The 13,864-nt window shown below is 72.0% G+C and carries 9 protein-coding genes; 4 read left to right on the top strand and 5 right to left on the bottom strand.

Annotation, left to right across the window (positions count from 1 at the left end; translation table 11 throughout):
• The first annotated feature begins 50 nt into the window (after window positions 1-50).
• The gene (gene galE / locus ACF09J_RS06265; protein ID WP_392304208.1) at window positions 51-1,034 is read left to right on the top strand and encodes a UDP-glucose 4-epimerase GalE; all 984 of its coding nucleotides are present in this window, start codon (window positions 51-53) and stop codon (window positions 1,032-1,034) included.
• Window positions 1,035-1,112: 78 nt separating this feature from the next.
• On the opposite strand, the gene ACF09J_RS06260 is transcribed toward galE, so the two are convergent.
• The gene (locus ACF09J_RS06260) at window positions 1,113-1,751 is read right to left on the bottom strand and encodes a TetR/AcrR family transcriptional regulator (protein ID WP_392304207.1); all 639 of its coding nucleotides are present in this window, start codon (window positions 1,749-1,751) and stop codon (window positions 1,113-1,115) included.
• Window positions 1,752-1,922: 171 nt separating this feature from the next.
• Between ACF09J_RS06260 and ACF09J_RS06255 the strand changes: the two genes are divergently transcribed.
• Complete coding sequence (locus ACF09J_RS06255; protein ID WP_392304206.1) at window positions 1,923-2,840, top strand: ABC transporter permease; 918 nt, start codon at window positions 1,923-1,925, stop codon at window positions 2,838-2,840.
• Window positions 2,833-3,642 (top strand): ABC transporter ATP-binding protein, encoded by an 810-nt coding sequence (locus ACF09J_RS06250; protein ID WP_392304205.1) that lies wholly within the window; start codon window positions 2,833-2,835, stop codon window positions 3,640-3,642. The genes ACF09J_RS06255 and ACF09J_RS06250 overlap by 8 nt, the downstream gene beginning before the upstream one ends.
• 48 nt (window positions 3,643-3,690) lie before the next feature.
• On the opposite strand, the gene ACF09J_RS06245 is transcribed toward ACF09J_RS06250, so the two are convergent.
• The 4 genes from ACF09J_RS06245 to ACF09J_RS06230 form a co-directional block, all read right to left on the bottom strand.
• A complete protein-coding gene (locus ACF09J_RS06245; protein ID WP_392304204.1) occupies window positions 3,691-5,208 on the bottom strand; it encodes a hypothetical protein in 1,518 nt (505 codons plus the stop codon).
• A gap of 218 nt (window positions 5,209-5,426) precedes the next feature.
• Entirely contained in the window at window positions 5,427-10,361 is a 4,935-nt protein-coding gene (locus ACF09J_RS06240; RefSeq protein WP_392304203.1) for an NAD-glutamate dehydrogenase, read from the bottom strand.
• A gap of 614 nt (window positions 10,362-10,975) precedes the next feature.
• Entirely contained in the window at window positions 10,976-11,644 is a 669-nt protein-coding gene (locus ACF09J_RS06235; protein ID WP_392304202.1) for an HAD family hydrolase, read from the bottom strand.
• Between the two features lie 92 nt (window positions 11,645-11,736).
• Entirely contained in the window at window positions 11,737-12,252 is a 516-nt protein-coding gene (locus tag ACF09J_RS06230; RefSeq protein ID WP_392304201.1) for a DUF6912 family protein, read from the bottom strand.
• A gap of 1,198 nt (window positions 12,253-13,450) precedes the next feature.
• On the opposite strand from ACF09J_RS06230, the gene ACF09J_RS06225 reads away from it, so the two are divergent.
• Window positions 13,451-13,792: an Rv3235 family protein gene (locus ACF09J_RS06225; protein ID WP_392304200.1), complete on the top strand. Its 342-nt coding sequence runs from the start codon at window positions 13,451-13,453 to the stop codon at window positions 13,790-13,792.
• The last annotated feature ends 72 nt before the right edge of the window (window positions 13,793-13,864 follow it).

Below are 13,864 nucleotides of genomic sequence, written 5' to 3'. Positions count from 1 at the left end.
CGATCCGCATCCCCACGACCACCTGGGCCAACTGACGAGGAGACGCCCGTATGACCTGGCTGATCACCGGCGGCGCCGGCTACATCGGAGCGCATGTCGTCCACGCGATGACCGAGGCGGGCGAGCGGGCGGTGGTGTACGACGACCTGTCCACCGGCATCGCCGAGCGCGTCCCGCAGGGCGTTCCGCTGGTGGTCGGCTCGACGCTGGACGGCGACCGGGTGGCACGTGTCCTCGCCGAGCACCAGGTGACCGGCGTCGTCCACCTGGCGGCGAAGAAGCAGGTGGGCGAGTCGGTGGAGCAGCCCCTGCGCTACTACCGGCAGAACGTCGAGGGCCTGCGGGTCCTGCTGGAGGCGGTGACGGCGGCCGGGGTCGGGGCGTTCGTGTTCTCCTCCTCGGCGGCCGTGTACGGCATGCCCCACGCCGAGCGGGACGACGCCCTGGTGACGGAGGAGACGCCGTGCGTGCCGATGTCGCCGTACGGCGAGACGAAACTGGCCGGCGAGTGGCTGGTGCGCGCGACCGGTCGGGCGGCGGGACTGTCCACGGCGTCCCTGCGGTACTTCAACGTGGCGGGCGCGGCGAGCCCGGAGCTCGCGGACATCGGCGTCTTCAACCTGATCCCGATGGTCTTCGAACGGCTGACCGAGGGCATGCCCCCGCTCATCTTCGGGGACGACTACCCCACGCCCGACGGCACCTGCGTCCGTGACTACATCCACGTGGCGGACCTCGCGGAGGCGCACGTGGCGGCGGCGCGCGCCCTGCGCTCCTCCCCCGGCCGCGACCTCACGCTGAACATCGGCCGCGGGGAGGGGGTCTCGGTGCGCGAGATGATCGACACGATCAACGCCGTCACCGGCTACGACAGCGTCCCGACGGTCGCCCCCCGCCGCCGCGGCGACCCGGCACGCGTCGTCGCCTCCGCCGACCGCATCACCGCGGAACTCGGCTGGAAGGCCCGCCGCGACCTCTCCGACATGATCAGCACAGCCTGGCAGGGCTGGCTCCACCACCACCCCCGGCCCTGACCGCGCGCTCCGACGCCACCGGCTCCGCCCCGCGCGCGGATCCGGTGGCGTCCTCGTGTGCGGGGGCCGTGGTCACTGTCACAGGGCCTTGAGCGCTTCGGCCGTGCCGTGGGCGAGGGCGTTCAGGTAGCCCTTGGGGAGCTTGGGCGTGCGGATGACGACCGCGCGCCAGTACAGCGGGCCCGAGATCAGGTCGAGGGCCAGGTCACGGTCCAGACCGGGGCTGATCTCGCCGCGCCGCTCGGCCGCCGCCAGGATGCTGCTGGCCACGCTCTCCTGCCCGTCGCGCAGGGCCTTCTGCATGGCCTCGGCGATGTCCGGATTACGGGCCGCCTCCGCCTGGAGGTCGGGGATGATCTGCGAGGCGATGGGGTGGCGCAGGGCGCGGGAGGTCACCTCGTACAGCAGCCGCAGATCGCTCTCCAGGGAGCCGGTGTCGGGCGCGGGCAGGCCCTGCACGGCGAGCGCCGAGACGATGTCGAGGACCAGGTGCAGCTTGGAACGCCACCGGCGGTAGACGGCCGTCTTGCCGACGCCCGCCCGCCGCGCGATCCCCTCGATGGACATCCGCGCGTAGCCGACGGACGCCAGTTCCTCGAAGACCGCCGCGCGGATCGCCTCCGTCACATCCTCGCGAAGCACGGCCGCTCCGGCGGGGACCCGGCGGCGTGGGCGCGTCTGGGGCTCGTCGGCGTTCGTCGTCATGAGGCCCAGCATAGGGCGTTACGACGCAACGGTTGCGTTGCGTCGCTCATTCGCCGTACGCTCGCGTTGCGACGATACGGTCCCGTTCCGACGTAAGAAAACGTAAAGAGAACCGTAAGGAAACGATCGGCGACCCCGGAGCCGGACCCCCGCACCACCTCCCCCCGAGCGAAAGCAGCGGATGTGAGCCAGGTCCTCCACACACCGCCCCGCACTCCGGCCGCGGTCGAGAACGACACCCTCTCGGCGCTCGCCGTGCACCACGGCCTGTCGGTCAGCGGCGCCCGCCCCTCCCTGCCCGAGTACGTCCGCCAGTTGTGGGCACGGCGCCACTTCATCAGCGCCTTCGCCACCGCCAAGCTCACCTCCCAGTACAGCCAGGCGAAGCTCGGCCAGATCTGGCAGGTCGCGACCCCCCTGCTGAACGCGGCGGTGTACTACTTCATCTTCGGCATCCTCATGGGCACCAGCCGCGGCGTCGCGGACTACATCCCGTTCCTGGTGACGGGCGTGTTCATCTGGACGTTCACACAGAACTCGATCATGGCGGGCACCCGGGCGATCTCCGGCAACCTCGGCCTGGTGCGGGCCCTGCACTTCCCGCGGGCCGCCCTGCCGGTCTCCTTCGCGCTCCAGCAGCTTCAGCAGCTGCTGTTCTCGATGGTCGCCCTCGTGGTGATCCTCTTCTGCTTCGGCATGACACCGTCCATGTCGTGGGCGCTGGCCGTCCCGGTGCTGCTGCTCCAGTTCATGTTCAACGCCGGCGTCTCCATGGTCATGGCGCGGTTGGGTGCCAGGACGCCGGACATCGCCCAGTTGATGCCGTTCATCCTGCGCACCTGGATGTACGTCTCCGGCGTGATGTGGAGCATCGACACGACGCTGAACCGCAGTCACATGCCGCACCTGCTGAAGGTGCTGCTGCAGTCCAATCCGGCCGCCGTCTACATCGACCTGATGCGCTTCTCGCTGATCGACAGCTTCAAGGCCCACCAGCTCCCCCACCACGTGTGGGCGTTCGCGCTGGGCTGGGCCCTGCTCGCCGGGGTCGGCGGCTTCATCTACTTCTGGAAGGCTGAGGAGACGTACGGCCGTGGCTGAGCTGAACACCGACAGGGTCCCCACCGTCGTCGTCGACGGCGTCGACATCGTCTACCGGGTCAACGGCACCGGCTCCGGCCGGGGCTCGGCGACCGCCGCCCTCAACCGGATCCTCCGCCGCGAGCAGGCCGAGAAGGCAGCCGGCGTACGACGGGTGCACGCGGTCAAGAAGGTCTCGTTCGTCGCCTACAAGGGCGAGGCCATCGGCCTGATCGGCACCAACGGCTCCGGCAAGTCCACCCTGCTCAAGGCCGTCGCCGGACTCCTGCCCGTGGAGAACGGCAGGATCTACACCAACGGCCAGCCCTCGCTGCTCGGCGTGAACGCGGCGCTGATGAACGACCTGACGGGCGAGCGCAACGTCCTCCTCGGCGGACTGGCCATGGGCATGTCCCGCGAGGAGATCAGGGAGCGCTACCAGGGCATCGTCGACTTCTCCGGCATCAACGAGAAGGGCGACTTCATCTCGCTCCCGATGCGCACGTATTCCTCCGGCATGGCCGCCCGGCTGCGCTTCTCCATCGCCGCCGCCAAGGACCACGACGTCCTGCTGATCGACGAGGCGCTGGCCACCGGTGACCGCTCCTTCCAGCGGCGCTCGGAGGAGCGGATCCGCGAGCTGCGCGCCGAGGCCGGCACGGTGTTCCTGGTCAGCCACAGCAACTCCTCGATCCGCGACACCTGCGAGCGCGTCCTGTGGCTGGAACGCGGCGAACTGCGCATGGACGGCCCCACCGAGGAGGTCCTGGAGGCCTACGAGGCCTTCACGGGCGGCTCCGACAAGAAGAAGGCCAAGCGCTAGCCGGCAGCGCCGGCCGCGGCCCGTGCCGGCCTGCCCACGGCGGGCCGGTCAGGGCCTCACCGCGTACAGGATCTGGCCGCCCGGGCCGTGGGTCACCGCGCGCAGTTCGGGGTCGCGGCGGGGCGTGCTCCGGTCCACGACCCAGCGCACGTCGTAGGTGCGCAGGATGTCCCGGCGCACATCCTCCGGCGTGCGGCGCGTGTAGTAGCGCCGCACGGCCCACACGCGCCGCGACTCGTCCGGCAGGAAGAAGTCCGGGTAGCCGGGGGCGACCGTGTAGGGGCCGTAGGCCGGGATCAGCCGGGAGGGCAGGTCCCGGGCCATGACCACGTCCCCGTACTTCACGTACGGCGTGATCCAGTAGTACCCGTTCCACGTCCGGGTGTAGCCGGCCGCGAGCACGTCCGGCAGCGCCGCCCGTCCGACGGCGTACCCGAGCACGCCGGCCTGGGCCCACGCACCCACGGCCAGCGCGCCGCCCAGCAGCCACGCCCAGCGGATCCGCACGGTCCGCGGGCCGCTGTGCCGCAGCACCTCCAGCGCGGCGGCGAGCTGGGCGGGGACGAGGGCGGCGGGCAGGGTCCGGCCCCAGGCGTAGTGGCCGGTGGCGAAGCCCGCCGCGCACATCAGCGCGCCCAGCAGGAAGAAGATCGCCAGCGGGTCCCGCCGGTCGCGCCGCCACCGCAGGACCAGTGCGGCCACGCCGAGCAGGGCCAGCCAGTAGCGGCCGAGGAAGTGCTCGTAGAGCGCCCGGTGCACCTCTTCCAGATCGCCTCCGGCCGAGAACAGGGCGAAGAAGTCGTAGTACGGCCACAGCCACAGCACCAGCAGCCCCAGGGCCGCTCCGGCGCCGAGCCGCGGCCACAGGGCACGCGGCGGCCGGGCCGCGAGCACCGCGGCGAGACCGCCGAGCGTGGCGACGACCCCCGTGAACTGATGGCACAGCAGGATCAGCGCCCACAGGGTCCCGAGCCCCAGCCACACCTCCCATCCGGCCGCCGTGCGCAGCGCCCGGGTGAGCCAGGCCCAGTGGTGGAAGGCGAGGCCGAGGGCGAACACGCTGGGGTACGACACCGTCAGCGCGAGGGAGTTGAGGGCGAGGAACCCGCTCCAGTTGATCAGCTCCGTACCCCACAGGAGCACCAGGCTCAGGGCGGCCAGGGCGGGCGCGGCCCGGTGTGCGCTCAAGGTCCTGACGTACCGCCACACGCCCGTCGCCAGCAGCGCGAGCCCGGTGAGCGCGGCGAGCCGCAGGACCACGAACACCGAAAGACCGCCGGCCCGGGCGACGCAGCCGAGCAGCACCATCCACGGCGAGTAGTACGGGCTCGGGGTGTCGGCGGCGACGAGCGGATTGCCGGGCTGGAGCAGGCTGTGACGCAGCCGCTGGATCGTCGCCGCGTGCATGCCCAGGTCACCGGCCCAGGGCAGCCGGACGATCACCAGGAGCAGCAGGGCGACGAGGAACGCGGCGGCCGCGCGGGGCGCGTAGGCCCCTGCCGGGGCGGTGGACGGCCGGGCGACGGCCGCACCCGCTGAGGGTGCCTCAGGCGGCGCGGTGCGCATGGTGCCGCAGGAGCCGGGTGCGACTGCCGAGGGAGATCACGCGGCAACTTTATACGAATGATCCCGTTTAGCAGGAAAGGGGAAATTCAGCGTGCGGCGTTTCCCGGTCGGCGACACGTTTCCCGGACGACGGCATGGGCGGGTGCGGGGACGGCATGAGGGCGCCCCGGACCGGACAGGTCCGGGGCGCCCTCATGTACGGGGTCGGCCTCCGCGTGTTACGAGTGCGTGCGCAGCAGCGTGCGCATCGTCCGCATCGCCACCGACAGGTTGGCCAGGTCGAACGCGTCCGAGCTGCGGATCTCCTCGAGCGTGGCACGCGCCCGGGACAGGATCGCCCCGTTCTTCTGCTCCCACACCTTGAAGCGCTGCTCCGGCGTGGCGGTGCCGTTGCCCGCGGCCAGCACGTCCGCGGTCAGTGCCGCGTGCGCCGCGTACAGGTCCTCGCGGATCGCCGCACGGGCCATGGACTGCCACCGGTCGGCGCGCGGCAGCTCGATGATGCGGTCCATCAGCTGGGTGATGTGCAGGCGGTCGGCGAGGTCGTAGTACACCTCGGCGACGTCCATCGGGTCCTTGCCCATGCGGTCGGCCACCGAGACGATGTCGAGCGCCGGGAAGGCGGAGGAGAACCCGGCCACGCGCGTGGCCAGCTCGTCCGGGACGCCGGCGCCGGACAGCTCGTCGTAGACCTGCTGGTACCACTCCAGGTCCGCGCCCTTGAGCAGCTTGGGCAGCTCCGCCCACACCTGCCCGACCCGCTCGGAGAAGAACTCGACGGTCTCGGCGATCTCCAGCGGCTGCGGCCGGTTGTTCAGCAGCCAGCGCGTGCCGCGCTCGACCAGTCGGCGCGAGTGCAGGCGGATACGGGTCTGGACGTCGGCCTCGACCTTGTTGTCCAGCGCCTCGACCGCGTCCCACACCGGGGCCGAGCGGAAGATCGTGCGGGCCACCGTCTGCGCCCTGACGATCTCCTCGAGCGACGCGCCGGTCTCCTCCCGCAGGCGGTGCAGATACGTCGTACCGCCCGTGTTGACCGTGTCGTTGACCAGGACGGTCGTCGTGATCTCGCGGCGCAGCGGGTGGTTGTCGATCCGCTCGGTGAACTGCTCGCGCAGCGGGGCCGGGAAGTAGGTGTGCAGCAGGCCGCGCAGGTACGGGTCGTCCGGCAGCGAGGTGTGCAGCAGCTCCTCGGCGACCGTGATCTTCGTGTACGCCAGCAGCACGGCCGTCTCCGGACCGGTCAGGCCGTTCCCGGCGACCAGCCGCTCACGGATCTGCCGGTCGGTGGGCAGGAACTCCAGCGCCCGGTCCAGGTGGCCCTCGCGCACCAGGTGCTTCATGAAGCGCTGCTGGGCGTGGAGCATGTCCTTGGACTGGGCCAGCGCGTTGGCGATCGCCGTGTTCTGCGCGTAGTTGGTGCGCAGCACCAGGGCGCCGACCTCGTCGGTCATCTCGGCGAGCAGCTTGTTGCGCTGCTTGACGGTCATGTCGCCGTCCGCGACCAGGCCGTTGAGCAGGACCTTGATGTTCACCTCGTGGTCGGAGGTGTCCACACCGGCGCTGTTGTCGATGGCGTCGGTGTTGATCCGGGCGCCCTGCATCGCGCACTCGATCCGGCCGAGCTGGGTGAAGCCCAGGTTGCCGCCCTCGCCGACCACCTGGACCCGCAGGTCGCGGCCGTCGACACGGATGGCGTCGTTGGCCTTGTCGCCGACGTCGGCGTGGGACTCGGTGGACGCCTTGACGTACGTGCCGATGCCGCCGTTCCACAGCAGGTCCACCGGGGCCTTGAGGATCACCCGCATCAGGTCGGCCGGGGTCAGCTTGGTGACGCCTGCCTCGATGCCGAGGGCCTCGCGGATGTGCGCGTTGACAGGGATCGACTTGGCCGTACGGGGGAACACCCCGCCGCCCGCCGACAGCAGCTCGGCGTTGTAGTCCTCCCACGAGGAGCGCGGCAGCTCGAACAGGCGGCGGCGCTCGGCGTAGGAGACGGCCGCGTCCGGGTCGGGGTCGATGAAGATGTGCCGGTGGTCGAAGGCGGCGACCAGGCGGATGTGCTCGCTCAGCAGCATGCCGTTGCCGAACACGTCACCGGACATGTCGCCGATGCCGACGACCGTGAAGTCCTGGGTCTGGGTGTCCACGCCCAGCTCCCGGAAGTGCCGCTTGACCGACTCCCAGGCGCCGCGGGCGGTGATGCCCATGCCCTTGTGGTCGTAGCCCGCCGAGCCGCCGGAGGCGAAGGCGTCGCCGAGCCAGAAGTCGTACGACTGGGCGACCTCGTTGGCGATGTCGGAGAACCGCGCCGTGCCCTTGTCGGCGGCGACCACCAGGTAGGTGTCGTCGCCGTCGTGCCGCACGACGTCCTGCGGGGGCACGACCTCGCCGGCGACCATGTTGTCGGTGATGTCGAGCAGCGCCGAGATGAAGGTCTTGTAGCTGGCGATGCCCTCCGCCATCCACGCGTCCCGGTCCACGCCCGGGTCGGGCAGCTGCTTGGCGACGAACCCGCCCTTGGCGCCGACCGGCACGATGACGGTGTTCTTCACCATCTGCGCCTTGACCAGGCCGAGGATCTCGGTACGGAAGTCCTCGCGCCGGTCGGACCAGCGCAGACCGCCGCGGGCGACCTTGCCGAAGCGCAGGTGCACGCCCTCCACGCGCGGCGAGTACACCCAGATCTCGTACGCCGGACGCGGCGCCGGCAGGTCCGGGATGGCCTGCGGGTCGAACTTCATGGACACGTAGTCGTGCGGCCCGCCGCCCTGCGCCTCCTGGAAGAAGTTGGTGCGCAGCGTCGCCTTGATGACGGTGAGGAAGGACCGCAGGATCCGGTCTTCGTCGAGGGAGGCCACCTGGTCAAGGGCCGCGTCGACCTCTTCCAGCAGCGCGTCCACGAGCTCGTGTCCGGCGCGCTGGCGCTCCGGCGACATCCGCGCCTCGAACAGGGAGACCAGCAGCCGGGTGGTGTGGACGTTGTTGCGGAGGGTGTCCTCCATGTAGTCCTGGCTGAAGGTCGAGCTCGCCTGGCGCAGGTACTTGGCGTAGGCGCGCAGCACCATCGCCTGGCGCCAGGTCAGCCCGGCGCCCAGCACCAGCGCGTTGAACCCGTCGTTCTCCGCCTTGCCCGTCCAGGCGGCGGCGAAGGCGTCCTGGAAGCGCTCGCGGGCGTCGTCGCCCAGGTGGTCGCCGGTGCCGGCGGACTCCTTCGGCATCCGCAGACCGAAGTCGTAGACCCACGCCGTCGTGCGGTCCGCGCAGCGCAGTTCGTACGGCCGCTCGTCGGTGACCTCGACGCCGAGCCGGCTGAGCACCGGCAGCACGGCGGACAGGGAGACGGAGCCGCCCTTCTGGTAGATCTTGAACCGGCGCTCCTCGGGGGCGGCGCCCACCGGCTCGTACAGGCTCAGCGCGAAGGTCTTGTCCGCATTGAGCTGCTCGAGGTTGCACAGGTCGGCGACCGCGGCGCGCGGGGAGTGGTCGGCCTTGTAGCCCTCGGGGAAGCCGCCCGAGTAGCGACGGAGCAGTTCCGCGGCGCGCTCCTCGCCGAGTTCGGCGGTCAGCGCGTCGGAGAAGGCGTCCGTCCAGGAGCGGGCGGCCTCGACCAGGCGGGCCTCGATGCGCTCCTTGTCGCCGTCGGACAGCTCCGGCAGCTCGGTGCCCTGCGGCACCCGGACGACGAAGTGCAGCCGGGAGAGCACCGACTCGGTGTTCCAGGCCGTGAAGTCGACGCTGGTGCCGCCCAGCTCCTCCTTCAGGATGTCGATGATCCGCAGGCGGACGCCGGTGGTGTAGCGGTCGCGCGGCAGGTAGACGAGGGCCGAGTAGTAGCGGCCGTACTCGTCCTGGCGCAGGTACAGGCGCAGCCGGCGGCGCTCCTGGAGGTACAGCACGGAGGTGGCGATCGCCTGGAGCTCGGCGACCGGGGTCTGGAAGAGCTCGTCGCGCGGGTAGGTCTCCAGGATCTGGAGCAGGTCGCGCCCGTCGTGGCTGTGGGGCGAGAAGCCGGCGCGCTCCAGGACCTCCTCGACCTTGCGGCGGATCACGGGGACCCGGCGCACGGACTCGGTGTAGGCGGCGGAGGAGAACAGGCCGAGGAAGCGGCGCTCGCCGACGACCTGGCCCTTGTCGTTGAACTTCTTGACGCCCACGTAGTCCAGGTAGGACGGCCGGTGGACGGTGGCCCGGCTGTTGGCCTTGGTCAGCACCAGCAGCTTGTGCTCGCGCGCCTTGGCGCGGGCGTCGGCGGGCAGCCGCTCGAAGGACGGGCTGACCGGGTGGCTGTCGTCGCCGGCGTGCGGCGGGTCCGCGCGCAGTATGCCGAGACCGGTGCCGGGGACGGCGGCCAGGGAGTCGTCGTCGCGCAGCCGGTACTCGCGGTAGCCGAGGAAGGTGAAGTGGTCGTCGGACAGCCAGCGCAGCAGCTCGCGGGCCTCCTCGACCTCCTGCGCGCGCAGGTCGCCGGGGGCCGGCTCGCCGGGAAGCTCCTCGGCGAGGCTGGTCGCCGCCTGGCGCATCTTCTCCCAGTCCTCGACGGCCTCGCGGACGTCGGACAGCACGCGCAGCAGGTCGGCGGTGATCTGCTTGAGGTCGGCGCGGTCGGTCTCGCGGTCGGTCTCGACGTGGATCCAGGACTCGGTGTGCGCGTCGTGCGGCAGCTCCTCGCCAGGCGCCGTGGTGGGCAGCACCTCGATGAGCTTGCCGGTGACGTCACGGCGCACCACGAACTGCGGGTGGATCACGACGTGGATGCCGCGGCCCTGACGGGTCAGCTCGTTCGTCACGGAGTCCACGAGGAACGGCATGTCGTCGGTGACGACCTCGACGACGGAGTGGCTGCACGTCCAGCCGTTCTCCTCGACCGTCGGGGTGTGGACCCGGACGTTGGCCGTGCCCTGCGGGCGGCTCTCGGCCAGGCGGTAGTGGGAGTAGGCGGTGCCGAAGACATCGACCGGGTCGCGGCCGGCGAGGTCCTCGGGCGCGGTGTGCAGGTAGAAGCGCTGGAGGAACGCGAGCACGGACTCCCGGTCCGGCATGCCCTCGCCTGGCGACCCGGTCGGGGCGTGTCCCCCGAGCGGACTGTTCTCAGCTACCCGGGCGGCCCTCTCGAGCAGCTCGGCCTTGGCTTCGTCCAGCTTGGTCTGCATTGTCCTCTGGCTCCTGTCGCGCGCCGTTGCGTGACGTAGAAGGAAGTACGGTCTCTTCCCCTCCGGCGTGACGCCGCGGCCCGGGATGTCCGGTGTGCTTCGACGCTATGCCGGAAAGTGAGATGAGCGGGGGGATATCAGCCATGTTCGACGCGTCCGACGGGTGTGACGCTGCTCTCCGCCGCGTCCGTACCCGTGGATGACACGGCGTCCTGGGGGCCGCCATGGCCCCTTCCCGCCCGCGAGGACCAGCGACCGCCGCCCGGACACGGATGCGGTCCGTGCTCACCGGGCGCACAGCGGAGGCGACGGTGCCTCCGCGAACTATCGCGCTGATCACGCCACAAGGCTATCGCTCCTCACGGGGGGCCCGTCATGAGCCGTATGTGTACAAAACCGGGGGTGGAAGTTTGACGTTCTGCACAGGGGTGGCGGCGGCGAAGGCGGCGTATGACTCCACCGGACCCCGCCGTTCCGCGTTTCCCTCTGCGCGCTTCCCACTCCACGTTTCTCACCCCGTCGCTCCCCGCGCCTTCCTGGCGCCTCCCCGCGCTTCTCCCCGTGCTCCTCCCGTGCTCCCCCGTACGCCTCCCTTGCCTTTCGCCGCGCGCCGCTCAGTCGGCCAGCCGTTGGGCCTCCACGACCGCCTCCCGCAGGGTGTCCACCACCGGCACACCCACCTCCTCCAGGCTGGCCCGGCTGTGCGAACCGCCGGTGTAGAGCACCGCCCGCGCCCCGACGTGCCGAGCGGCCACCGCGTCGTCCGCCGCGTCCCCGATCACCACCGTGCGCGCGGGGTTCACCGTCTCGGACAGCGCGCCCAGGTGACGCACCATGTGATCGGCCTTACTGCCGCCGGATCTGCCCGTCCTCCCGTCGACCCGGAGGAAGTGCGCCTCGATCCCGAAGCCCCGGACCAGCGGGACGAGGTCCTCGTGCCCGTACATGCTGAGGATCGACTGGCTGTGCCCGGCCGACGTCCATCCGGTGAGCAGCTCCACGGCGCCCTCGGTCAGGGAGCATGCGGTGCGGTGCACGGAGTAGTACCGGTGGAAGGCGCCGTCCATCGTGTCCCACTCGGCCTCGGTGGGCAGCCGGCCCAGCAGCCGCTCGTAGAACTTCGGGATCGGCACGCAGTACAGCGCGCGGTACTGCTCCAGTGTGATCGGCTCCATGCCCAGCTCGGCGAAGGCCGCGTTCGTCGCGCCGATGACCGCGTCGTTGTCGTGGAACAGCGTGCCGTTCCAGTCCCAGACGATGTGCGCCCCTGACTGTTTCCCCATACCGGAAAACGTACCCGCCGCCACTGACAATCAGGAGAACGGCAGGTCGCGACTCATGGTGCGGAGGCGGGTGCGGTCGCGGTCCGCGGGCGTCAGCCGCCGAGCCCGACGAGGTTCGGGATCTCCTGCGTGGCGTACCAGAGCAGCTCGTGGTCCTCGGCGCCGTCCACGACGAACTGGGCGTCGTCGTCGCCCGCGTCCGCCGCCCCCAGGGCCTCGGTCGCGGCGGTCACGTCCGTCTCCGCCTCATCCGAGTCGACGTGCACGGCGGCCGCCTTGGCCAGCCGCACCGGACCCGCCACCCGCACCTCGCCGAGCGCGGCCGGGTCGAGCCCGCGGTCGGGGTCGGCCATCGCGGCGCCGTCGGGCACGTCCACGGCGACCACCACGCGGCGCCGCGGTGCGCCCGGCTCCAGCGCCAGCAGGCGCAGCGAGGCGAGCGCGGCCCGGTTCAGGGCGGCGTACTCCAGCTCCTCGATGTCGTCGGAGAGGTACCACTCGCGCAGCGCGGGCGTCACGGCGTACGCGGTGAACGCCCCTGTCCCCAGCTCCCCCGACTTGTGCGCCTCGGCGAGGCCCGAGAGGGTCAGGGGGACGTAGACACGCATGGCAGGCCGCTTTCGTGGTCGGAGGGCTCGCCGCCCGGACGGCCTTCAGGATACGTGCGGGAGCCCCCTTTCGAGTCCCCGGCCACACCTCCTTGTCCGTCCACCGCGCGCCCCTCACCTCACCCGGTACACCCCAGTCGTCGCACGGCTCGCGGCCCTCGCGATCACACGGAGGGGTGAACTCGTCCACGGTCCGACGCGCGCCGCGCCTTCCTTGCCGTGAAGGCCTCGGACCCGTACAAGAGCCCCAGCAGGAAGTTACTGCCCGGTACGAACCGGTTCGCCCTGGGCCGTCCCATGCCTCTGGGCGCCGGCACCGGACAACGACACCGAACGGGGACTCATGAACAAGGTCATGACCAGGACCCAGCGCCGCCCAGGCACCCACCCGCCGGGCCGCCGCGACACCCGCCGCCCCGGTGGCCACCCGCCACGCACCCCAGGAGGAGCCCTCCCCCGCACAGCCGACGACAACCCCCCACCCCGCCACAGCCCCACTCTCCCGACGGGCCCCCGCGACACCCGCCCCCCATCGGCCCCCCGCCGGGTGGGTGCCCACAGGCCCACGCGGGCCGACGACGCGAGCACGGCCCGCACCGCAGGCGCCGCAGGCGCGACGGGGCCCCACGCCGACGGGGCCACCCACGCGGCGGGCATCCGTGCCCACGGAGCGGACCGCGCGGCAGGGGTCCACGCCGACGGGTCCGCCCCGGCAGGCGCTGCCCGCACGGACACGAGACACCCCGGTGCCGGTCCGGCACCGACAGGCGGCGCGGCGGGCGTCCGTGCCCGCGGAGCGGACAGCGCGGCGGGCATCCGCACCGGTGAGGTCACCCGTGCGGCAGGCACCCGCACCGACGGGGCCGCCCCGGCAGGCGCTGCCCGCACGGGCACGAGGCACCCCTGTGCCGGTCCGGCACCGACAGGCGGCGCGGCGGCCCGCACGGCCGCCGCAACGGCCGGAGCGGCTCCAGGCCGTGCCACCGGTGCGGCGCATCCGGGCGCCAACGCCGGGCCCACGGCCCGCGCCGCCGCCCGGACGGCGGGCCCAACCGCCGGGACCGCCTCGGGTCGCACAGCGGGCGCGGCCCGCGCCGCAGGCGCCGCAGCCGCCGTCGGCGCAGCGGGGGTCCACGCCGGCGGGGCGTCCCCGGCCGGGGCCGGCGCTCCCGGTGCCGTGCGGGCCGTTTCGCTGCCTGTGGCCACCGATCTGTTCGCCGATCGGCTGCTCGCCGTGCTCAGCGGGCAGCGCCCCGTGCACTGGATGCTCCGGCACACCGCGGGCCGCGCCTACGACGAGCTCGCGTGGCTCGCCGAGCGCGGCGCGCTGCGCACCCGCGGCGTCCGCCCCGTCGTGCGCGACATCGGCTACTACGAGCCCCGCCCGGGCGCCGTGGAGGCCTTCGCCCGCATCGGCGCGGGCGACCAGTTGCGCGCGATGGCGTTCCGCCTGGAGCAGGGCCGGGACCGACGCTGGCGCTGCACGGCGGTGGAACTGGGCGGCCCCCGTATGCCCCGCACAAGGGACGACCTGCCCTGACCGCGGACCGCGGCCAAGCCGAAGGGCCGGGCACCCTCGGGTGCCCGGCCCTTCCCTCCTGTCCGCTGCCGG

Source organism: Streptomyces sp. NPDC014889 (assembly GCF_043081205.1).
In the GTDB taxonomy this organism is placed as follows: Bacteria; Actinomycetota; Actinomycetes; order Streptomycetales; family Streptomycetaceae; genus Streptomyces.
Note: the sequence above shows the minus strand (reverse complement) of the source record. Positions and strands in the feature narration are given on the sequence as shown.